The sequence below is a fragment of the Blastocatellia bacterium genome, assembly GCA_016713405.1.
Taxonomy (GTDB): Bacteria; Acidobacteriota; Blastocatellia; order Chloracidobacteriales; family JADJPF01; genus JADJPF01.
Genome location: JADJPF010000001.1, coordinates 253,509 through 274,688, shown reverse-complemented (window position 1 = coordinate 274,688; position 21,180 = coordinate 253,509). Strand labels below are relative to the sequence as shown.

The 21,180-nt window shown below is 32.7% G+C and carries 19 protein-coding genes and 2 pseudogenes; 3 read left to right on the top strand and 18 right to left on the bottom strand.

Annotation, left to right across the window (positions count from 1 at the left end; all coding sequences use genetic code 11):
• The first annotated feature begins 200 nt into the window (after positions 1-200).
• The gene (locus IPK14_01155) at positions 201-3,179 is read left to right on the top strand and encodes a TonB-dependent receptor (GenBank protein MBK7992047.1); all 2,979 of its coding nucleotides are present in this window, start codon (positions 201-203) and stop codon (positions 3,177-3,179) included.
• A 376-nt stretch (positions 3,180-3,555) separates the two neighbouring features.
• Complete coding sequence (locus IPK14_01150; protein ID MBK7992046.1) at positions 3,556-3,927, top strand: hypothetical protein; 372 nt, start codon at positions 3,556-3,558, stop codon at positions 3,925-3,927.
• A gap of 99 nt (positions 3,928-4,026) precedes the next feature.
• Here IPK14_01150 and IPK14_01145 read toward each other — a convergent pair whose 3' ends face one another.
• From IPK14_01145 to IPK14_01110, 8 genes are all read right to left on the bottom strand, one after another.
• Positions 4,027-4,413 (bottom strand): hypothetical protein, encoded by a 387-nt coding sequence (locus IPK14_01145; protein ID MBK7992045.1) that lies wholly within the window; start codon positions 4,411-4,413, stop codon positions 4,027-4,029.
• Positions 4,410-5,534, bottom strand: coding sequence for a glycoside hydrolase family 13 protein (locus IPK14_01140; GenBank protein ID MBK7992044.1), 1,125 nt, complete (start codon positions 5,532-5,534; stop codon positions 4,410-4,412). Before IPK14_01140 ends, IPK14_01145 begins: the two co-directional genes overlap by 4 nt.
• A gap of 125 nt (positions 5,535-5,659) precedes the next feature.
• Entirely contained in the window at positions 5,660-7,315 is a 1,656-nt protein-coding gene (locus IPK14_01135; protein ID MBK7992043.1) for a protein kinase, read from the bottom strand.
• Positions 7,316-7,647: 332 nt separating this feature from the next.
• Positions 7,648-8,220, bottom strand: a complete 573-nt coding sequence (locus IPK14_01130; GenBank protein ID MBK7992042.1) for a hypothetical protein — start codon at positions 8,218-8,220, stop codon at positions 7,648-7,650.
• A gap of 28 nt (positions 8,221-8,248) precedes the next feature.
• Positions 8,249-8,899, bottom strand: coding sequence for a hypothetical protein (locus IPK14_01125; protein ID MBK7992041.1), 651 nt, complete (start codon positions 8,897-8,899; stop codon positions 8,249-8,251).
• 19 nt (positions 8,900-8,918) lie between these two features.
• Complete coding sequence (gene recJ, locus IPK14_01120; protein ID MBK7992040.1) at positions 8,919-10,631, bottom strand: single-stranded-DNA-specific exonuclease RecJ; 1,713 nt, start codon at positions 10,629-10,631, stop codon at positions 8,919-8,921.
• A 141-nt stretch (positions 10,632-10,772) separates the two neighbouring features.
• Complete coding sequence (locus IPK14_01115) at positions 10,773-12,287, bottom strand: sigma-54-dependent Fis family transcriptional regulator (GenBank protein ID MBK7992039.1); 1,515 nt, start codon at positions 12,285-12,287, stop codon at positions 10,773-10,775.
• 278 nt (positions 12,288-12,565) lie between these two features.
• Entirely contained in the window at positions 12,566-12,820 is a 255-nt protein-coding gene (locus IPK14_01110) for a hypothetical protein (GenBank protein MBK7992038.1), read from the bottom strand.
• 236 nt (positions 12,821-13,056) lie between these two features.
• On the opposite strand from IPK14_01110, the gene IPK14_01105 reads away from it, so the two are divergent.
• Positions 13,057-13,677, top strand: a complete 621-nt coding sequence (locus IPK14_01105) for a TetR/AcrR family transcriptional regulator (GenBank protein ID MBK7992037.1) — start codon at positions 13,057-13,059, stop codon at positions 13,675-13,677.
• Between the two features lie 16 nt (positions 13,678-13,693).
• Here IPK14_01105 and IPK14_01100 read toward each other — a convergent pair whose 3' ends face one another.
• From IPK14_01100 to IPK14_01055, 10 genes and pseudogenes are all read right to left on the bottom strand, one after another.
• Positions 13,694-14,548 carry a pyridoxal phosphate-dependent aminotransferase gene (locus IPK14_01100; GenBank protein MBK7992036.1) on the bottom strand — a complete coding sequence of 285 codons (855 nt, stop codon included), beginning with the start codon at positions 14,546-14,548 and terminating at the stop codon, positions 13,694-13,696.
• Positions 14,548-14,865 carry a hypothetical protein gene (locus IPK14_01095; protein ID MBK7992035.1) on the bottom strand — a complete coding sequence of 106 codons (318 nt, stop codon included), beginning with the start codon at positions 14,863-14,865 and terminating at the stop codon, positions 14,548-14,550. Before IPK14_01095 ends, IPK14_01100 begins: the two co-directional genes overlap by 1 nt.
• A gap of 84 nt (positions 14,866-14,949) precedes the next feature.
• Entirely contained in the window at positions 14,950-15,228 is a 279-nt protein-coding gene (locus IPK14_01090) for an SCP2 sterol-binding domain-containing protein (protein MBK7992034.1), read from the bottom strand.
• Between the two features lie 78 nt (positions 15,229-15,306).
• Positions 15,307-15,951: a riboflavin synthase gene (locus IPK14_01085; GenBank protein MBK7992033.1), complete on the bottom strand. Its 645-nt coding sequence runs from the start codon at positions 15,949-15,951 to the stop codon at positions 15,307-15,309.
• A pseudogene (locus tag IPK14_01080) lies at positions 15,952-16,652 on the bottom strand ((d)CMP kinase).
• Positions 16,653-16,696: 44 nt separating this feature from the next.
• The gene (locus tag IPK14_01075; protein MBK7992032.1) at positions 16,697-17,179 is read right to left on the bottom strand and encodes a hypothetical protein; all 483 of its coding nucleotides are present in this window, start codon (positions 17,177-17,179) and stop codon (positions 16,697-16,699) included.
• Between the two features lie 24 nt (positions 17,180-17,203).
• Positions 17,204-17,416: pseudogene (locus IPK14_01070) on the bottom strand (sigma 54-interacting transcriptional regulator).
• A gap of 12 nt (positions 17,417-17,428) precedes the next feature.
• Positions 17,429-17,698, bottom strand: a complete 270-nt coding sequence (locus IPK14_01065; GenBank protein ID MBK7992031.1) for a sigma 54-interacting transcriptional regulator — start codon at positions 17,696-17,698, stop codon at positions 17,429-17,431.
• 326 nt (positions 17,699-18,024) lie between these two features.
• Entirely contained in the window at positions 18,025-19,773 is a 1,749-nt protein-coding gene (locus IPK14_01060; protein ID MBK7992030.1) for a tetratricopeptide repeat protein, read from the bottom strand.
• 31 nt (positions 19,774-19,804) lie between these two features.
• Positions 19,805-21,142, bottom strand: a complete 1,338-nt coding sequence (locus IPK14_01055; GenBank protein ID MBK7992029.1) for a hypothetical protein — start codon at positions 21,140-21,142, stop codon at positions 19,805-19,807.
• Positions 21,143-21,180: the final 38 nt, after the last annotated feature.

The window sequence follows — 21,180 nt, the reverse complement described above, 5'->3', positions numbered from 1 at the left end:
CATAATATGCCTATTAACCATAAAACTCCCAAACAAAAATATTAGTTAAACAAAAAGTTTAATTTGCCTATTTCCAAGTTAGTTTATCAGAGATTTTCTTAATATAACTAATATAAGTGCTTTATTTATATACATCATTTTTGATATATTTCGGTTTCTTTCCCAAAACAGCTATAAAATCTAAGGTGTCACAAATAATTATGAAAACACTAAGCCCCAAATACATTAGTATTAGTTTTTTATTTGCTTTAGTAATACCTCTACAAGCTTATGGTCAATCAGCAGGAGCAACAACAGGAGCTATATTTGGGACAGTTAAAGATGAACAAGGTGCTGTTATAACTAGTGCAAATATAATAGTTAGGTCACTGCAAACCAATGCACAAAATACTTGTGTTTCTGATAACCAAGGCTCTTATCAACTACTGCAACTACGTCCGGGCAATTATGAAATTACTGTTCAAGCTAATGGATTTCTTACTCAAACTGTAACTACTCGTTTATTAATTGGCGTTATTTCTGTCAATAATATTGTGCTATCCATTGGGCAAAATAAAGATAGCGTTGAAGTTACAGATAGTTTAGTTAATACAATTAAAACTGAAAGTAGCACTAACATTACATCAGAAAATATTCAAGTGCTACCAATAAATCGGCGGAATTTTCTGGATTTTAGCTTAACTGCTGCTCGTGTAACTGCTGATCGGCTTCCTCCTCAAGGTGTAGCTAATACATCAGGTCTTTCATTTAATGGACAAAGTGCTAGACAAAATATTATTAATGTTGATGGGTTAGATAACAATGACTTTACATCTGGAACAGTTAGAGCAACATTTAGCCAGGAAGCTGTTCAGGAATATCAAATTATTTCCGATGGTTATTCTGCTGAATTTGGCCGGGCATTAGGTGGCGTAGTAAATATTATTACTAAAGGTGGCTCAAATGAATTTCACGGCTCAAATTTTCTATTTATTAGAAATGATAAAATCAGTGCGCGAGATGCTTTTTTTACTAACAAACCACCCTTTGAACAATATCAATTTGGCACTAGTCTTTCAGGCCCAATAAAACGCGATAAAGCCTTTTTCTTTACCGCCTTTGAGCGACTTTCTGTAAAACAAAATAATGTTGTTACTATTCCTGACAACACAATTAAATCTATTCGCAACGTTGGCTTTTCAATAAGAAATGGGGCTATCCCTCTGGCCGTCGCTAGCACTTCTGTTCTAGCACGTGTAGATATTGCTACTAGCAGTACAAATAATTTAACTATTCGTTTTAATTCTTCTGGTCGTTATGATGGAGCATTTGAATCTTTTGGAGGGATTGTTGCTGAGTCTGCTGGAGGAGTTCAAAGATTAACTGAAAATTCTATTGCTGTAACTAATAGATATATCAGCCCTAACACTGCTTTTATTAATGAAACTCGCTTTCTTTATAACCAAAGGGATTTTAATGTTTTACCTTTAGAAGATGGGCCACAGGTTCAAATTGTTTCTTTAGAAGGCTTAGTAACTTTTGGCCGTTCTATCATTGTTCCTAAACGCTTAAAAGGTAAACTATTCCAATTTAGCAATACTACTAGTTTAGTAAAAGGCTCTCACCAACTTAAATTTGGAGGAGATTTAATTTATATTTCTAATCGTTCCCGACTTAATGTTACAGCTTCAGGAGTAAGTATATTTGCGCCTTTAGATTTTACTGGACTAGGAGCATCAACTGGAGGAATTTTTAGCGGATTAGAAGCTTTTGATCCTTCATTAAGAAATAGTGATCAACGTGCTTTTTTAACACAATTAAGTTCAATATTATCAACAGCTATTACGGGTTTTCCTAGGTTAGATTTAGCTAATTTACCTGTACCTGTATTCTTTCAACAAGGCTTTCCTCCTGAAACACTTGTGCCAACAAAACCCAAGCTTTTTGCTGCATTTCTTCAAGATGATATAAGGATAAATTCTCAACTACTTCTAAAAGCTGGTATTCGTTATGATATTGGACGCTCTAGCTTTGTACCTACTAATAACGGTAATATTGCACCACGTCTATCTATTTCTTACAATCCTAATTTTTTGCCTAAAGCCCGTCTAAGTGCATCCTATGGATTATTTTTCTCTGTTGCTCAGCCAGAAAATACAGAAGTAGTAGTTATGCCTAATACACCTAGAAATTTCTTTATGCCTTTTCCCTTTTCTATTCAAGCTTTTATGCAGCCAACTAGAAAATTTGCTTCTCAAAGTGCTGTGCCTGCAAATATCCCTCTAGTGCCTCAACTTACCGTAGGCCCTGAGTTTCAACCCAACATTCGTTCTAGTTATACCCAACAAATAAATTTAGGTATTGATTATCAAATCAGCAATAAACTTAAAGTTGAATTAGATTATAGTTTTGTTCGAGGTTTAAAGTTATTTCGTTCACGTGACATTAACCCTATTACACGACCAGTTGCAGGTAATCCGTTAGCAAGCTTTTTAACAGGTCGTCTAGATCCCAATATGGGTGCAAGAGTTTACTTTGAATCTGCGGCAGACAGCTATTATCATGCTGGCTCGTTTTCAATTGGAGGTGAGCTTTTTACTAATTTTAATTTGCTTGCTCATTATACTTTAGCCAAAGCTATTGATAATTTTGTTGATTTTTCTCCTACTATTCCGGCTATAAACCCAATAGATCCACTAAATCCAGGGCGTGAACGCTCTCTTTCACTTCAAGATGTACGAAGTCGTTTTGTGCTTTCTGGAAGTTATCAAACTAGTGGACAAAAAAATATATTGCTTAAAAATTCTACACTTTCAACAATCCTAAATTTAGAATCAGGCCGACCTTATAACTTAACAGTTGGTGGGGATTTTGATATGAATGGAGATTTTCCGCCTTCAGACCGTCCTCTTGGTATTAGTAGAAATGCTGGAATAACACCTGGGTTTGCAAGTTTTGATTTAAGGTTAACTCGTAGCTTTGCTTTTGGTGAAAAAATACAAGTTCAAGCTCTTGTTGAAGCTTTTAATTTATTTAATAGAACAAACATTAGCCAAGTTGATAGTACTTTTCCACCTGATCCACAAGGAAAATTTAACTTACCTGAAAAAAAAGATGGACGTTTTATTTCACCTCCTGAACGGTTTCGTAATGCTTTTGCTCCCCGGCAATTACAAGTTGGTTTTAGGCTAATCTTCTAATCGTATAAATAATTAATTAATATAAAAGGGCAATAAAATAAATAGCTTATATTGGCTATACTTATCCTCTTGCTATATAACATGCTTAAAAACTAGAATATTTGCACAAATTAACAATCTTCCATTAATTATTTAATAGAAATTACATATCTATTTTACTAACTTTTTACACTTTCTTAAAAACTTTTTTACACTTTTAATTTAACATTATGGCATCAAGTAAGCTATTTAACAGGTAATTTATCTGTTAAAACAGTGAACAAATTTGACATTTTGCTAGTATTGGCTTGGTATCACTCCAAAAAAACAATTCTAAAGATAACGCAAATTGCCAATATAGTTCTTAGTGCTATTTAGAAAACTCAGGAGTTAGAAAATGAAAAAATTAATTAAAAGTATTGCTGTATTAAGCCTTGTTTGCCTTCTCTCAATATCTGTTTTTGCTAAAGAAAAAAGCAAAAAAGTAGTCTTTCATAATGATGTAACCGTTAATGGTACATTAGTCAAGAAAGGTACTTACAAAGTTGTTTATGATGAAACTAGTAAAGAAGTAAGTATTTTTAATGATAAAGATTTAGTAGTTAAATCTGCTATTACTCTTAGTCCTCAAACCTCAGAAGTAAAGCGCAGTTTCTTATCTACTAAGCAAGATGGTGACACTAGAATACTTACAGGTATTGCATTAGAAGGAGAAAAAGAAATGGTTCTTATTGATGACCAAGCTAATAAATTGGCTAAACCTCAGTAAAAAATATTAAAATTTAATAGTTTTTAAGTGAGTATTTTAATATTTATTTGACTCTTTTTAAGTTAGTAAAATTTAATAAAAATACTCACTTAATTAAATTTAATCTACACGTTTATAAGGTGAATAACCTTGTCCTTCATTTATTTTTGGGACAAATATTCTTACTGTTTTTGCTGGCACAGTAACAGAAATCATTCCAGAAGCAATTTCCACCTCTATATTACTTAATAAGTCTTTCATATGCTGAACATCCATTAACCAAGGATCTCTAGGCGTTATAATTTCTGTTATCTCTCTATCTGTTGGATTAGCAATAACTACTACAGTTTCTCTAACTGAAGAAGTCCGACGTGTAAAAGCAAAAAGATTTTCTGTTGGTATACGGATAAAATCACCCACTTGAAGAGCGCGGTGATTATTGCGAATTTCTATAAGTGATTTTGTTAAGTTAAATTCAGGAACCTTATTTATTAACTCCCATCTCATATGGTTCCTCGTTGTTCTGGGTCATTTCCTCCTGTAAGCCCTATTTCTTCACCATAATAAATAAGTGGTGAACCAGGAACAGTCATTTGTAATGCAGTAATAAATGTTCTGTCTTTTAATTCAGGCAACAAGGTTTTTAATCTTGGTCTATCGTGGTTTGATAAAACTACCCAAGATTTTAGTAAAGGTTCTATTCCACCATCTTCTATAAGAATGTTTAACATTTCTGTAGCCTTTGGCCCTGAAATCTTACCTTGAGTTAGTTCTATTAGTAATCTTCTTAGATACATATTCATTACGCCATCAAGCGAAGGCGACCACCCAGCAGGATAATTATAAATTTCACCTACTACATAAGAATCTGCCTTAGCTTTATGTGCGTTTTGTGTAATTTCAGAAAGTATTTGAGGCCCAAGGTCAAAAGCTACATCAAGCCTCCATCCATCAGCAAATGCTAGATAACTTTGGACTACTGAGTTTGGAGAACGATAAATAATATCCTTAACAGTTGGGTTGTTGTAATTTAGTTCTGGCAAATTATCTACACCAATCCAGGACAAATAACCACTTTTTAAGCTTGTATCAAAAGTATAAAAATTACGATATTTACTTGAAGTATTTTTAAGGGCTTGCTCAAACCAGATAGACCGCCGTCCTGTATGGTTAAATACTCCATCAAGCACAACTTTTAGCCCAAGTTTATGCGCCTCATTACATAATTTCTCAAAATCTTCTCTTGTTCCATATTGAGGATCTATAGAAAAATAATCTATAGTGTCATACTTATGATTAGTGTAGGAAAGAAATATAGGATTAAGATAAAGAGTATTTACCCCAAGAGATTTAATGTAATCAAGCTTTCCTGTAAGAGCTTTAAGAGTCCCTCCCCAAAAATCTAGTTCATGGCTTGCATTACCTATATCACTTAAGTACTTACCCTCAACAGGTTGAGAATCCCATAAATGAAGTTTTCTAGGAGAAGAATAAAGATAAGCGCGTTTTTGTGGATCATCATCTATAGCAAAACGGTCAACAAAAACCTGGTAAACAACTTGATGATTTCGCCAATCTGCCATCCTTGAATCATATGTATCTGCCTTTATATTTGTCTTTGTTGTCATAGAATTAGAATAAACTTCCATATTCAGTATATTACCTAACCATATATTAATAACTATAAATAGTATAATTGCCAAGCGTCTAAACATAAATATATTTCCTTATCAAATCTAGCTTTTAAGCTAGTTTATTCTCCACTCATAGCCAGACGAAAACTTAGTTTAGGTTCAGTATAATTTTTTAACTGCCAAAGTCTATCTGTTATAGGATCATTGCCTACTTTCTCATCCTTTCCTCTAAATACAAAAGTATTGTTTTGCATAATACTATCTGGAAGTTTAAGTTTAGAACCCTCATAAAGAGTAAATTCTGAACTAGTCCATTCAAAATATTCTTCTGCTAATTCATTGATATTTAAGTTGCTTTTATTGGCTGCAATATATTCCCATTCAGCCTCTGAAAGCAGGCGATATTTTTTGCCTGTTTGCTTAGATAGCCAACTGCAAAAGGCAGTAGCATCATTCCAACTAACTTGGGTAATAGGCTTATTTAATATACTTTGTTGTGGTTCATTACCAGCCCAAAAGCTTGGAGGAGGATAATTTGACAGCCTTACAAATTCAGCATATTGGCGATTTGTAATTAAATTTTTAGAGACTAAAAATGTCTTTAGCGTTACTTTATGAGCAGGTCTTGAATATTCATCCTTATTATCAGAACCCATAAAAAATGTTTCGCCTTTAATAGTAACTAGTTCTGGAAGAACTAAGGTCAACTGCTTTTCTATATAAAATTTTTGATATATTTTTACGCCTGTAAAAGCACCTATTAAAAGCAAAAATACTAGAGCTATCACCCAGGGAATTTTGGATTTTTGCTCTATTTTATTAGTTTCAGTAAAAATTTTACTTGTTGAGTTATTTTCATTAGTTTTTACTGTTTTAGGCTTTGTTACTAGAAAGTTTTGTTTTTTAGTTTCTTTTAAGTTTTTGTCTAACCCAGCTTGGTTTATTTCATCCAAAACTTTTTTTAGTGCTAATACACTTTGTGGGCGTTCATTAGGCGATTGTGAAAGACCACGCTCTACAACATCGCTTAGTTCAGGTGTGACACCTGGACGCATTTCTTTTAATGGCTTAAATCCTCCTATCATAACTGGAGGAACTTCACCCGTAAGCATCTCATATAAAATTAGGCAAATACTAAAAACATCTGTACGAGCATCTACACCTAACTTAAAAAATTGTTCTGGAGCAATATATCTTAAAGTCCCTGGAGCATTGCCTGTAGTAATGATTTCTTCTTCTATAGAAGGAAACTCGCTATTTAAGAGTTTAGCAATACCAAAGTCAACTACTCTAACTGATAAATAATTTTCTGCAAGCTCTTGAATTATAATGTTTTCTGGCTTTAAGTCACGATGTATTACACCCACTTCATGTGCTTGATGAAGAGCTAAACAAAGCTGATTAATAATATTGATAGCTTGACTCTCTCCAAGCGTCCCTTTCAAATTAAGCATTTTTCTTAAAGTTACACCTTCTATATATTCCATTACAATAAATGGAAGTTGAGTTGTTTTCATAATTCCATAGTCAATTATCGAAACAATATTAGGGTGACTTAACCTAGCTAATGTGCTAGCTTCACGTCTAAAACGAGACACTCGCGCAGAACCAGAACCAATATTTGAAGAATCAAATTTCATTAATTTTAAGGCAAAAGTTTTATTTAACTCTAAATGGCTTACACGAAAAACTTTTCCCATCCCGCCTTCACCAATTAAAGCTTCAATACGGTATTTTTCATTTATAACTGTGCCTATAGATAAATCTGATTCCATAAAAATCTATTTAATAAAACTCTTCATTTATTTGAAATTTGAATATTTTAGAGCTTAAAAAGGAGTGAAAAAATATCTACTGTCTAACGATACGTAGGGTTAAAACTCTACGTATCTGTCGCCCCGTTGGGGCTTAAGATTAAAATATCAAAATATTTAATTTACACTGTACTTAATTAATAATAGTAGCATTGATATTAACTTGGAAAAAAATGTTTTTGCAAAAAGAAATATATAACAAATTATGTGATAAATATTATTGTAATTATTTGTAATAACAGAGAAAAGGAGAAAATTAGGCTAGTAAAAACTCGCAAGGAAATCAACTAAATTTATTTTAATATTTGTTTAAGTAAATAAAAGAAAATAGCACCACTACCATTTAAGGCTAATATCCAGGTCAGTAAGCTTTTCCACCAAGCTACTTGGATTGCCTGCATTTGTAAGGTTAAGACCGTTGCCATCACGATATTAGAAATTACTACCATAGTAAAATTTAAGTTAGCTAAATCTAAATTAACAGGTAAATTAAAGTATAAAAATAAATTAACTAAAGCAGCAATTGTAAGAACACCTTCGCCATAAGCCATTGTTATCATACAAGCATGCGCACAAATAAAAATATTTTTTTTTGTTATATAAATTAAGCTTGGGCCAAAAACAAACCAGCCCAGTCCAGCAGAAAGCAAAATCCATAATGCTCCGCCTGTAGGTTGCCAGTCAGGTAAAACTAAACTTAAGGAAGCACCATAAATGCAAGAGCCAACTATAGCAATTATTGTAAGAGCCATCCAAGTAACATAAGGTAATTCTTTTAATGATAAACAACTAAGCTCAAAAGCTTGTAATTGTTTTCTAGGTGAGCTTAAACAGTTAATTAATGAAGGATTAAAAACTTTACTCATAAAATATTTTTAAGGTTAAAAAAACTCTTTATTGAACACATCCACTTCTAGCAGACATTGCATATTCCTTTAATTCAGGTTTTAGATTTTTATTTTTTTGTAAAAACCCATCAATTATAGCACTAACTTTTTCACCATAGTAATATTGCCAATGTCCAAGACCATGTAAAGCACTTTCTTGACAAGCAATAGATTTTAATTCCAAGGTTTTTTGCATTACACCTAAAACAGCCTCATCTAACTTTTTTCTTTGAGGATTATTTGGCTCTGCCGTTATAGGGAGAATATCCCACCACATATAACAAGTAGTATTTAATGGGTTAGTTTCTTTTTCTCTGTCTAAATGACTTAAATGCTCTAAGCAGCGGTTAGCAAAAAAATCCTTAAACAAGGTAAAAATAGACTCAACAACTAACAATCTCTTTTCTAATTCAATAGTTTGGTCTGTCAAAATAAGCATATAGTTTGGACATATGCTACTAGCAATAAACCATAAACCTTGGCTTATTTGGTCACTAGTAAAATTTTCTAGTAATTTACTTGAGTTATTAAATAGTTGAGTGATGTAAACAACTATCTGAGAAGGTCTTAGATTAAGCCATTTATTACCCCCATACCAGTACCAGTCTCTTTGCTCAAAAACCCAATTTAACCATTTATTGAAATTTTCTTTTCCCATATTTAATGCTCCAAAAGATTTAAGCTAAGGAAAGGTCTTTTACTACAATTTGAATATAAGTAGAGTTATTATAGTTGGATTCCGTCAATGAATATATTAAACGATAATATTCATTTGTAGAAAAATCATTTATATGCTCTGCACCACCCCACCAAATAGCATCCATAGCATGACCAGAGTGAGACAAACGAAATTTTAGATGCCGTTCGCGGATTAGGGTAGGTTTTTCTAGGATTTGGACGTTTTCAGTTAAAAATATTGGGGTTGGGTTAGCTGCTCCAAAAGGCTCAAGTATAGCAATTTCTTTCATTAAATCGCTGTTGATTTCTGCAAAACTTAAGCGTGCATCAATTTCTATTTCTAAGTTTGATTGTTTTGAGACAAGAAAGTTTTTTGCAAATTCATTGACGCTTTGGCGGAGTTCAGCAATATTTTCTGCTTTTATAGTCAAGCCTGCTGCATGAGAATGTCCGCCATAATGTTCAAAAAGTTCTTTGCAATTATCAAAAGCTTCTAAAATTGGAAATTCTTTTATAGAGCGGCCTGAACCATAACCAAGACCATCTTCTATTGCAATAACTACGGCGGGACGATGAGTTTTTTCTACTACTTTTGATGCTGCAATTCCAATTACTCCACGATGCCAGCCTTCTCCCGCTAGTACAATAACTCGATCATCATCATAGGTTTTGCTATTTTCCAGTTGTGACATAATTTCGCCAATTATGTCGGCTTCTGTGCGCTGGCGAGCGGTGTTTTGCTCATTCATTTCACGGGCTAATAAAACAGCAGTTTCCTGGTTTGGAGCAGAAAATAGTTCTACGGCTGAACTTGCTCCGCCCATACGACCAACTGCATTAATACGTGGAGCGATACGATAGCCTATATCATAACAAGTAATTGGTCGCCCTGATACGCCAGCAATTTCAAATAATGATTGTAAGCCTATATTGCGAGACTTTGATAATTGTTCTAATCCACATTTAGCAATAACTCGATTTTCTCCTACTAATGGGACAATATCGGCAATTGTGCCAATAGCAGCAATCATTAATAAAGATGTAAGTTCTTCGCTTTTAGAATATTTTGCTAGCAAAGCTTGAGCTAACTTAAAAGCAACTCCGCAACCAGCTAAATTTTTATCAGGATAATTACAATCTGGCCTTTTAGGATTGAGTACAGCTATAGCTGCTGGTAAATCCCCTTCAGGAATATGATGATCTGTAATGATTACATCTATTCCTAAACGGCTAGCATGTTCTATTACTGTATGAGCGCGAATACCACAATCAACGCTAATAATTAGCTTGTAGCCTTCAACATTAGCTTTATCAATGGCTTCTTCACGCATGCCGTAACCATCTATAAGCCGTTGAGGAATATAGTAGTTAACAGATGCTCCAACAGCCTCTAAAGCTTTTTTTAAGATTACTGTTGCAGTCGTACCATCAACATCATAATCACCATAAATTAAGATTTTTTCTTCCTTTTCAATAGCTTGACTGATTCGGTTAATGGCAATAGCCATATCACACATTAAAAAAGGTGGGTAGAGGTCAGATAGTTTTGGAGATAAAAATTTGTTAGCTTCCTTACTAGTAAAAATACCTCGACGAATTAAAAGACAAGCTGTAGTCTCAAAAAGTCCCAATGAATGAGCTAAACGCATTACTCTTTTTTTATCATAATCATACAAACGCCAATGTTTGCGTTGCTCAGTTGAAACATTCATGAGCATTACCCCTAGAAATTTTCATTTTTATATAAACGACTAGTCTAACATAGCTCTAAATACTCAGCTATAGCTTAAGGCTTGATTATTTTACTATGTAATTGATTATTAAATGGTTGTAATAACAGAGCTTAGCTATTATTATTCATTGTCAAGTCCGGTTTTTATTTCTAAATCTTTCATCAAGTCGCTAAGTGTACTTTTAGCAACACCTAAAAGCTTTGCTGCATTTGTTTTTGCTCCATAAGTGTTAATTCCACCTGATAAACTTAAAGCATATTCAACATATTCTTTTTTACATTGTTTTATATATTCATCCAAAGATAATAAATTATTTTTTACTTGTGGGTTTATAATTTTTTCTGGTAAATCTTTAGCTGTTATTTCTAGTTTATTAAATAAAATATCTATTGCATCAATAGTTGTTATTAGTTCTGCTAAATCTCGCCAAGGATACTGTTGTATTAATATTAGTGCATCATTAGAAAATATTTTTTTGGAATTATTTATTTTTAATATTTTCTGTACTAAACTTGGAATTTGGCTTGTTCGTTCAATTAATGGAACTTGATCTATAGATAGCATTTTTATTTGTTGATATAAATTAGTTAATATATTTTGTAATAATTTATTATCATCATTATTATTTATTTTTTGTATTTGATTTAGCGATTTATTTATCTCATTTTCTAAAGATATTTTTGATATACGAGGTGGTAAATCTTCAATTTCAATTATTTGTTTTTCTGCTAAAACATCTACAGCTTCTACAACAGAAATTAACTCTCTTACATTACCGGGCCAGTAATAATTTTGCATAATTTTTATTACTTTATCGCTAAATTTTTTATTTGACCCTCGCCTACTTAAAGCATATTGTACCAACTTAGGAATATCTAAAAGGCGTTCCCTTAAAGGTGGAAGTGTTATTTCTATTTTAGAAATACGATAATAAAGGTCGGGCAAAAACAACCCCTTATTAACTAGCTCTTTTAAGTTTTCATTACAAGCACAAATTAGCCAAAAACTTGTTTTTTGTACTTCTCTAGTATCTCCAACCCTATAAAATTCTCCACTATCCAAAACTCTTAGCAATTTACTTTGTAACTCTAAAGGGCTTTTATGAATTTCATCTAAAAACAGAGTTCCACCATTAGCAATACTAAGAAATCCTAGCTTATTTTCTTTTGCGTCAGTAAAAGATCCTGCTCTATGTCCAAAGAGTTCTGATTCAACAATTGAGGGAGAAATAGAAGCTAAATTAATAGCGACAAAGGGCAAACTTTCTGGTTTATCATTGCTGTAATATTTATGTGCTGCTCTAGCAAACAATTCTTTTCCTGTTCCCGTTTCACCTTGTAATAAGACAGGGACAATTAAATTATTTTTCTTATCTACTGAAGTAGAATTACACCAATAACGATTGCTAATAGCAACTTTTTGTAGCATTTCATAAGCTTGTTGTAGATTTTCACTAGAACTTTCTATAGGAGACAAACCAGAAAAAAAGCGGTCTTGTTGATGTTGTGCAAGAGCCTTGCTTTGTTCTTCAGCACTTTTTGCCACTATTAAGCTATTAGCACTACGCAGTGCAAGATAAATATAGTTACTAATTGCTGTAATAAAATAAAAATCAATACTGGAAAAACTTCTCATTCGGGAAATGCTATCAATATAAATAAATCCTATTGTGCTATCTGCCGAAGGGCCCAGGGGCAAGCAATTACAGAACGAATATTATTTAGCACAATACTTTCAGCCTGGTTTAATTCTGGGTCAATATTTATATCTTGCAACAAAAGTTTTTCGCCTGTTAAAACCCTTTTTATAATACTGCTACTTATTCCCCAATATTTTTCTTCTGCATCCAGATTTATTTTTTTGATCTGTTTCTTTATAGTAAGAAACTTGCTTTATAAATTGAATTTTGTTTTTTAGACTAAATTTTGTTTTTTATTAACAAAAATTGTTTTGCTTTTTTTACTTAAATCTACAAGCCCAATCAAGCAACGTAAAAACCCGTCTGGCTTGAATTTATTGACTATGACTTTTAGGGATTCACTTAAAATGGACTCAGGATCTGTTTGTTGACAGATTATTAAGCCAAGCTGGTAAATATCTTTTAATAATGCTTCTATTTGGTCTTGAGTTAAAACAGGCAAGTTTAATTGAGATAAATTTTTTTCCATCTGTTTAATGCCCTTAAGAACAATTAATAACTAAGTTTATAAATATATTTTTTATTTATTTAGTCAAGTTATTTTCATAAGTCTATTTTTATGTTATAAAGACAGACTTGTTAAAATAATTATTTGCAGACTACAAATACTATTTATATAATTATCAAGGATTTAACTTAAACAGTATAATAATTTGTTAACCTACTAAACATCATTAAATAAAAAATAACTGAGAAAAATTTATCATGGGCATCAAAGAACGTCGAGAAAGACAAAAAGAATTTTTAAGACAAGAAATTTTAGAAGCAGCACGGGAACTTTTTGTAAAAGAAGGTTATGAAAATGTTTCTATGCGTAAAATAGCTGAAAAAATAGAATACTCCCCTACTACAATTTATATTCACTTTAAGGATAAAGCTGATCTTCTTTTTTGTATTTGTGAAGAAACCTTTGAAAAATTACTTCATGGGTTAGATGAGGTTGCTTGTTTATCTGATAATGACCCTGTTAAATGTCTAGAAGCAGGCATCCGCAAATATATTTATTTTGGGCTAACTCATCCTAATGATTACAAAGTTGCTTTTATGTATCGACCAGAAGATTTAGCAATGGAAGATATTAATAGATTTTTGTCCCCTGACTCTATGGGTAATCAAGCTTATGCTCGCTTGCGTGATATTGTGGTTGAATGTATAAAACAGAAAAAATTTAAGGAAGTTGATCCAGAATTAGTAACACAAAGTTTTTGGACAACAGCACATGGAATTGTTTCTTTACTAATAATTAAATGCCATTTCCCTTGGGTAGACCAAGAACAGCTTATTTCTCACACAATTAGTAGTTTGATTAATAACTTAAAGGTTTAGGTAGTAGCTTAAATTTTCAATAGCAAAGTTCATTTATATAATCAAGTAGTTTTACTACTCCATGTTGGAGTATTTCTGGCCTGCTAATTAAGCTAATAACTAAAAAGCCTTCTAGTTGAAAATCAAAAAAATATCCTGGATGGACTATTAAATTTTCTTTTATTAGTAATTCAAGTATTAGTTCTTCTTCACTAAGAATTTTTGGTACTTGTAAAATTGCATACCAACCGCCTTCTGTCGGCAATAAGCGGCAAACACTATCTATAGGAATTTGGGATTTTAGCCAATTAAAATTAACTAAAACACGCTTTTGTATTTGGGTTTGCAGTGCAGGAACAAGTTCTAGAAGTGATGGTAAAGCATGTTGAACAGGACTACTAACAGAAAGAAATAAATCTGTAATAAATTCCAATCTTTGATAAGCTTCGTCAAATATTTCTTTTGGCCCATTAAGAATAATCCAACCTAACTTTAATTGTGGTAATCCTGCTACTTTAGATAAACCATTAAGGGTAAAAGTTAAAATGTCGTCTATAGTAGCAATACTATTTGCTCTAGTCCTATCTTGATGATGTGGATAATCATAGAAAACTTCATCAGAGATTAGAGCTAAATTATTCTGTTTACAGATGTTAATTAGTTGTTTTAATTCCTCTTTTTTTAAGTATGATCCTGTAGGATTATTTGGATTAACAATAATAATTGCACGAGTATTTTTTTGGCAGACACTTTGAAGATATGGGAAATCTATATGCCAGTCGCCATCAAAATATAAATGATAATTGATAACTTCTACACTTTCTATTTGTGCCAAGTGTTCAAATAAAGGATATGACGGCGTAGGAACTAAAACACTATCACCTGAATTCATTAGTAGCTTAAAAGTAGTGTGTAAGCTTCGCTAGTACTAGCGGTAAGAAAAATTTTTTCTTCTGTTACTTGTTGTAAATTATAGTAGTTAGCTATAGCCTTACGTGCAACAAGCAACCCTTTTGGATCTGGACGATAAAAAAGGCTGTTTTTATTGGCTAAAGCAGTGATTATTTCCGATTCTGGGTAATCAAAAGAAACTTGTGTAGGGTTAGAGACTGTTAAATCTATAATTGGAGTATTGCTTAATTTTTTTTCTTTAATAATATTAGTTAGTCTATTAGCAGACATCTTTGGTGGGGTACGACTAGAAAACATTAAACCCTCTAAAATCTAAAAGTTATAAACACGAAAACTATTAGTTAGTTTCCGTATTTATAACTTAGAAAAGAAAAATTCTTATTATTTTGTAAAAGCACCAGCAAAATCTTGAAGTAATGTAGGGTTGTTGGTTTTTATTTTGCCACTCATAAAATCCATCATACCTGGTTTATATCCATCCCAAATTTTAGAAAACATCTCAGCGGATGTTTTTAATACACAATCAGCTTCATCAACAGTTTTTCCTTCTTCTACCTTAATTTTGTCATTAGAAAAAGTTACTGTGTATTTATAATCATCCAAAGAAAAATAATAGCTACGATCATCTGACATAGAACCTTTTTTATAACCGGCTTTCATTGACTCAAAAATTTCTGGAACAGTTGCCATAAAAGTTAATTACCTCCAAATTTTTCTTACTACTAAAATTAATAAATGTTAATACCCTAAATCCTTTAACTTTTCCATAGTTAAAGCAGATTTTTCTGTTATATGACGTGTTGTTAACATTCGTTCAATGTACTTAGCTACAATGTCAACTTCTAAATTTACCTTTTGTCTTGCAGTTAATAAGCTTAGAGTAGTTGATTTCCAGGTATGAGGAACAACAGCAACAGAAAAATCACTTAAACTTAAATCTGCTATAGTTAAACTTACACCTTCAATAGCAATAGAGCCTTTTTGACAAATATAATGGGCAATTTCCTTTGGATAAGAAAAACGCATTATATAGCCTTCTCCAACAGTTTGACGAGCTAAAAATTCTCCAGTTGTGTCCACATGCCCTTGGACAATATGCCCGCCTAATCTATCACTTAGACGTAAAGCTCTTTCTAAATTTACTGAATTTCCTGTTGATAAACTGCCCAAAGTGCTACGTAGCAAAGTTTCTTTAGAAACATCAAAAGTAATATTTTGACTAGTAAATGCTGTTACAGTTAGACAAACACCGTTTACTGCAACACTATCACCTAATTTAAGGTCTTGAGTAATTTCTTTAGCAGAAACAATAATCTCTCCGCCTTGACTACCAATTTTAGTAGCAGAAATTTTTCCTAATTCCTCAATAATTCCAGTAAACATTTAGCTAATTCCTAGAGGTTTTGCCATTAAATTTAACTTTGGCTCAAGGTGTTCTAAGATTTTTTCTACTACTAAATTAGGAGTTAAATTAGAAGTATCAAGTTTAATAGAGTCCTCCGCAGGCCGTAGAGGTGAATAAGTGCGTTGTTCATCTCGTTGATCTCGTTCTTCTATTTCTTTTAAGGTTTCTTCTAATGTTAAATTTTCTCCTCGGTTAACTTCTTCTAAGTTACGACGGCGAGCGCGTTCATCAACATCTGCTATTAGAAAAATTTGGCATCTGCATTAGGAAAAACATGTGTTCCAATATCTCGCCCATCTAAAACCACTCCACCTTGTTTTCCCATTTCTTGTTGCCGTGCTACTAAAGCTTGGCGAACACCTCCAATAGCAGAAATAATTGATGCTGATTGGCTAACTTCTGGAGTGCGAATATTTTCTGTTACATCTTCGCCATTAAGAAAAACTTGTAACTTATAAGGGCTACCCTTTAAGTTTATATTAGTATCTTTTACTAAAGAAATTATTTTTTCTTCTTCTGATAATCCTATGTTTGCTCTAATTGCTGCCAAAGCAGCAGCCCTATACATTGCCCCAGTATCAATATATAAATATCCAAGTTTGTTAGCTAATGCTTTACCAGTAGTACTTTTACCTGAACCAGAGGGGCCATCTATTGCAATAATTAAATTTTTTTTCAAAATCATTTTAATAAAACTTACTCCTAAACTAATTGCCGAGAAATTTATTTACTTACTATTTCAGAAAGGTTTAAGCTATCAATTTTTAGCTTTAACCCACGTCTGGATAAACCTAATTCTTTTGCTACCTTACTAAAATTGCCTTGGTTGCGCTCAAAAGCAGCTAAGATTAACTCTCTTTCTACTGGCCGGACAACATCTCTTAGCGTTTTTGGCGATTCTGGGAACTCTAGTATCTTAGATCTTTTGCTGGCTAGAGAGGAAGTTAAATTTTGTGATTGAGGTTCACTTAATCTAGGTAACATACTTAAAGAGTTTGATTGTTGAATATCTAAAGAAAGATCATCTATAGAAATCACATCACCTTTTACTGAATAAGTAATTAATCTTTCAATTTCATTGCGCAATTGACGAACATTTCCTGGCCAATGATATTGTTGTAAAGCATTAATCGCACCTTCAGAAAAAGTTATTTGTTTATCCCCATAACGATTAGCAAAATAGTTAAGATAATAACGTAGTAACATTGGAATTTCTTCTGCTCGTTCTCTAAGAGGTGGAATATGTATGCGAATAATGTTTAGCCGATGATAAAGGTCTTCTCTAAATCGTTTCTCTGCAACTGAATAACCTAGATCTGCATTGGTTGCAGCAATTACTCTTACATCTACTTTTAATGGCCGTCCTTCGCCAAGAGGTTGAATTTCACCTGCTTCTAAAAATCTAAGTAACTTTGGTTGAATATCTAAACTTAAATCTCCAATTTCATCTAAAAATCATGTTCCACCTTTCGCGGTACGACTTACGCCTAAGTAATTACTTGTAGCACCAGTAAATGAGCCTCGACGATGCCCAAAAAGCTGACTTTCAATTAATTCTCTAGGTGTAGCAGTACAATTAAAAGCAACAAATGCGCCTTCACAACGCGCACTTTCTGCATGAATTGCCCGTGCTACTAGCTCTTTTCCTGTGCCAGATTCACCAGTAATTAAAACTGTCACATCAGAAGTGCGGATCTTTTTGATCTGGTCTACTACTCGACACATTATCGGACTTGCATAAACAAATCCTTGAATTAATATATTTGGTTCAGTAGTATTTTGTACTGATATATTAGTAGTATTTTTAACCTGTCCAAAATTAGTACGTAGCGAGCAATTTTCTAGCCCTAGTTTTAAGAATTCTAAAATAAGTCCCAGCGTTCTTGTTCTAAGTATGAAAAGTTAGTTTTACTTTCAGAGTAAACAAAAACATCTTGATGATAAATGCTTGATAGTTTGATTAGTCGTCCGCTATCTAAATATTTTTTTTTCTGAAGCAATTATTTGTTTACGTAACTTTGCAGCTTCATTTTGACTAGTTCCATGAGAAATTAGCAGAGTTTGAGATTGATTAGAGGGTAAAAAATAAGTAATTGTGCTATTGGCAGTGTTTCAAAAGTAATTGCTGCAAATTCTTCTAATAAGATTTCTTGAGTAATACAAGCTTGGGCTAAACGCTTAAATAAAGGTAAATCTAAAAGGGTTGCAATATTTTGTATAACACTATTTTTATCAATAGTTTTGGTAGTATTTGGAGATGTTAGTTTTTCATTAACAAGAATCTGCATTTTTTCGGCTCGAATAATATCTGGACGAGCCTTAAGTTCTATAAGAATTTCTTGAGCTTGAGAAATATGACTTTCAGCAGCAGTTAAGCTTTCACTACTAATTAAAACTTCTGCTAATTCTAAATGACTTCTGCCAAGTTCATATCGATCCCCTACAGTAGTAAAAATTGAAATTGAAGAGTTGATATGTTGAATTGCTTCCGTCAAAACACCTTCAACATACTTAAGCATTCCTGTTAAACGTTGAGCAAAGCCAGAAATATAAGGTGAAGGCTTAGTCATAAGCCTTTCTTGGGCATGTTTAAGAAAATTTCGGGCTTGTTCATACTCTCCCCTTGCAAAATAGTAGTCCACAAGTGCCAGGAGTGAAAAAGTAATTTCATTATGATCTCCAACAGCAGTTGCTAGTTGTAAAGAAGAGTTAAAAGCTTTTAAGGCTGCTGGATTTGTAGCTTGGTAAGTATAACCATAAACTCTTTTTGCATAAGCTAGGACACTTTTATCAGTTTGTTCTGCAATCTTAATTGCTGGTGTTAAAAGACGTTTAGCTCCATTTAGATCACCACAACGCAATTTTAGTTCTGCCAAAGTAATTAGTGCTAGGCTTTCGCTATGGTGATAATTTGCGCTACGGGCTAACTCTATTGCTTGAGTCAAAAACATCTGGGCTTTTTCCCACATACCAAAGCGCAATAAACAATCGCCTAAATTATTATAACAATGAGCAATAAAATGAGAGTTATTTAGCTTCTTAAAGTTTTCTATAGCACTTTCATATAAATTAATAATTTGTTGTGCTGAGCCTCGTTGCTCTAAAAACAATGTATTTGCCAGGTTCATTTGCAGAGAACCTAAAAGACGATAAGATTTTGTATTGGCTACCAATTTTAATGCTCTGTTGTAATGGAGTTTAGCATTAGCAAAATCACCTTCATAATGATCTACCATTCCTAAACGTAAAAAGATTTGTGCAGTCAAACGACGGTTAGCTATTAATTCTGCTTCTGTATAAGCCCGAGTTAAATAATCTCGTGCAATAGCATATTCATTAATATTTATATAGAGTAAAGAAAGCTCAAAATAACCTCTTGTTATACCTTCTTTATCATTAAGAACGGTAAATAAAAGGACTGCTTCATTTAATTTAGCAATTGCTTTTGGGTACTGCGCTCTCCAACTAGCAGTAGCACCTATTCTAAGTAGTAGTTCTGCTTGTAGTTTACTAGGTAGGTTAGTTTGCTGTTTTTCATATTCATTTAATATTACAGCAGCTTCATCATAAAAACTTAATTCACAAAGAGCTTCATTAAGCAAACATCTAAGAATGACTTCCTGTTCAGAGTCATCAACTTTTTGTTCTAAAGCATTTTCTATTAACTTAATTAATTCTTGATATTGTCCAGATTCAAAAGATTTTTCTGCTTGAGAGATAATGTTAGAAAGTTGATTTGATGATTTATTTGGTTTATCAAAAGCTTTATACCATGGAACGGAAACGCGCTGTGTACTCATAGGCTCAACAACTAATAATTTTTAGGTTTTCTTAATCTATTCTCATCAAATTAACTGTACCAACAGAATCTTGTATCCCTGTAAGAGCTAAAAGCCCATTTCTTTCTTGTAAATAAACCTTTAATAAAGTATTAGAAAAGTTTTGTGCTGCACTAGTTTCACCAGACAAAGTATCAAAGCGGTAGAAAGTTCCCTTACTCATTGCAATATAGGCTACAGTACCAGCTTCATTTATTGTAGTATTCATTGTGTCTTCTTGTTCATCAAATATTTTGGCAGAGATCAAACTAGCATCACTAGCTTCAATAGTTACTATAGCGTTTGGTTTTACCCCTAGAGGGCGACTAATTCCAAGAGGACGACTAATATAAAGTGTAGGTTGAAAGCCTGTTGATAATTGAACGTTACGAAAAACAATATTTCTAGGACTAGTTAAGGCTGATTGAATTGCTCCATCAGCAAACAGTTGATAACGAGCTTTTTCTATTAAACCACCTCCACCATAAATTGGGTAGCTATAAATCATTCCTGTGGAGCTAGAAACAAAATAAATTTCTGTTGCATTACTATTAAAAGCAACATTGCTACCTCTAGCAATAATTTCTCCTGGTGGAAGTACAACTTCATTAGCTGTTGGGTTATTTGGTGTAGTACTTATTGGTAAAAGCTTACCATCACTAGTAAGTTTATGTAGTAGTAAACTATAATTTTCATTACTTTTACGCCAAATTGTTACTAAAGTATTAGAATTTTTATCAAAATCTATATTTATAAGCCTATTGGAATTACTATAAGTTTCTTGGCTAACTACCTCTGTAATGCTAGTTGTTTCTCCAGCAATACCATTAAAAGTATTTTGAATGGTAATTACATATAAAGAAGCTTTATTAGAAAATATCGCATAACCTAAATTACTAACAGCAATTTGACTAGGTATCCAATCACCAAAACTTGACGCAGGTAGAGGTACACTAGCAACATAGCTATCAGGAGAAAATCGACCATCTAAATCAGTTTTTAAGATATGAATTTGTGCTGTAGGAATATCCGTTGCGGCTGAACCAACTACTACCATAGTATTAGAATTGTCCATTGCAACAGTAGTGGGAGCAAAAGCAACTTCTTTGCGATCAACTATTAAGCCAGAATTTGTGCTAAAACTATAGACTTCATTATTATTACTACCATCAGGACGACGATAAGCAGCAACAAAGCCATACTGCCCATCAGAACTAAAAACAACATTATTATTTTTTTGTATTTGTCCAGGCAAAGAAACTACTGTTTGTGTATTATTTGTACCATCACTATAAACAGATATAGTGATAAGTAGAAATAAACAAAGAAAAACAGATAGTTTTCTTAGCATAGCTATCTCCTTGCTGAAACAATAACAGGTGGGGCAAC

What these genes read in the sequence shown, in the direction of transcription:
- IPK14_01110 (MBK7992038.1), bottom strand. Translation starts at nt 12,820, where the DNA reads ATGGAAAAAAATTTATCTCAATTAAACTTGCCTGTTTTAACTCAAGAC.
- IPK14_01140 (MBK7992044.1), bottom strand. Translation starts at nt 5,534, where the DNA reads ATGACAACAAAGACAAATATAAAGGCAGATACATATGATTCAAGGATG.
- IPK14_01095 (MBK7992035.1), bottom strand. Translation starts at nt 14,865, where the DNA reads ATGTTTTCTAGTCGTACCCCACCAAAGATGTCTGCTAATAGACTAACT.
- IPK14_01150 (MBK7992046.1), top strand. Translation starts at nt 3,556, where the DNA reads ATGAAAAAATTAATTAAAAGTATTGCTGTATTAAGCCTTGTTTGCCTT.
- IPK14_01085 (MBK7992033.1), bottom strand. Translation starts at nt 15,951, where the DNA reads ATGTTTACTGGAATTATTGAGGAATTAGGAAAAATTTCTGCTACTAAA.
- IPK14_01065 (MBK7992031.1), bottom strand. Translation starts at nt 17,698, where the DNA reads ATGTGTCGAGTAGTAGACCAGATCAAAAAGATCCGCACTTCTGATGTG.
- IPK14_01125 (MBK7992041.1), bottom strand. Translation starts at nt 8,899, where the DNA reads ATGGGAAAAGAAAATTTCAATAAATGGTTAAATTGGGTTTTTGAGCAA.
- IPK14_01055 (MBK7992029.1), bottom strand. Translation starts at nt 21,142, where the DNA reads ATGCTAAGAAAACTATCTGTTTTTCTTTGTTTATTTCTACTTATCACT.
- IPK14_01135 (MBK7992043.1), bottom strand. Translation starts at nt 7,315, where the DNA reads ATGGAATCAGATTTATCTATAGGCACAGTTATAAATGAAAAATACCGT.
- IPK14_01075 (MBK7992032.1), bottom strand. Translation starts at nt 17,179, where the DNA reads ATGTTACTACGTTATTATCTTAACTATTTTGCTAATCGTTATGGGGAT.
- IPK14_01090 (MBK7992034.1), bottom strand. Translation starts at nt 15,228, where the DNA reads ATGAAAGCCGGTTATAAAAAAGGTTCTATGTCAGATGATCGTAGCTAT.
- IPK14_01105 (MBK7992037.1), top strand. Translation starts at nt 13,057, where the DNA reads ATGGGCATCAAAGAACGTCGAGAAAGACAAAAAGAATTTTTAAGACAA.
- IPK14_01115 (MBK7992039.1), bottom strand. Translation starts at nt 12,287, where the DNA reads ATGAGAAGTTTTTCCAGTATTGATTTTTATTTTATTACAGCAATTAGT.
- IPK14_01155 (MBK7992047.1), top strand. Translation starts at nt 201, where the DNA reads ATGAAAACACTAAGCCCCAAATACATTAGTATTAGTTTTTTATTTGCT.
- IPK14_01060 (MBK7992030.1), bottom strand. Translation starts at nt 19,773, where the DNA reads ATGAGTACACAGCGCGTTTCCGTTCCATGGTATAAAGCTTTTGATAAA.
- IPK14_01145 (MBK7992045.1), bottom strand. Translation starts at nt 4,413, where the DNA reads ATGAGATGGGAGTTAATAAATAAGGTTCCTGAATTTAACTTAACAAAA.
- recJ (MBK7992040.1), bottom strand. Translation starts at nt 10,631, where the DNA reads ATGAATGTTTCAACTGAGCAACGCAAACATTGGCGTTTGTATGATTAT.
- IPK14_01130 (MBK7992042.1), bottom strand. Translation starts at nt 8,220, where the DNA reads ATGAGTAAAGTTTTTAATCCTTCATTAATTAACTGTTTAAGCTCACCT.
- IPK14_01100 (MBK7992036.1), bottom strand. Translation starts at nt 14,548, where the DNA reads ATGAATTCAGGTGATAGTGTTTTAGTTCCTACGCCGTCATATCCTTTA.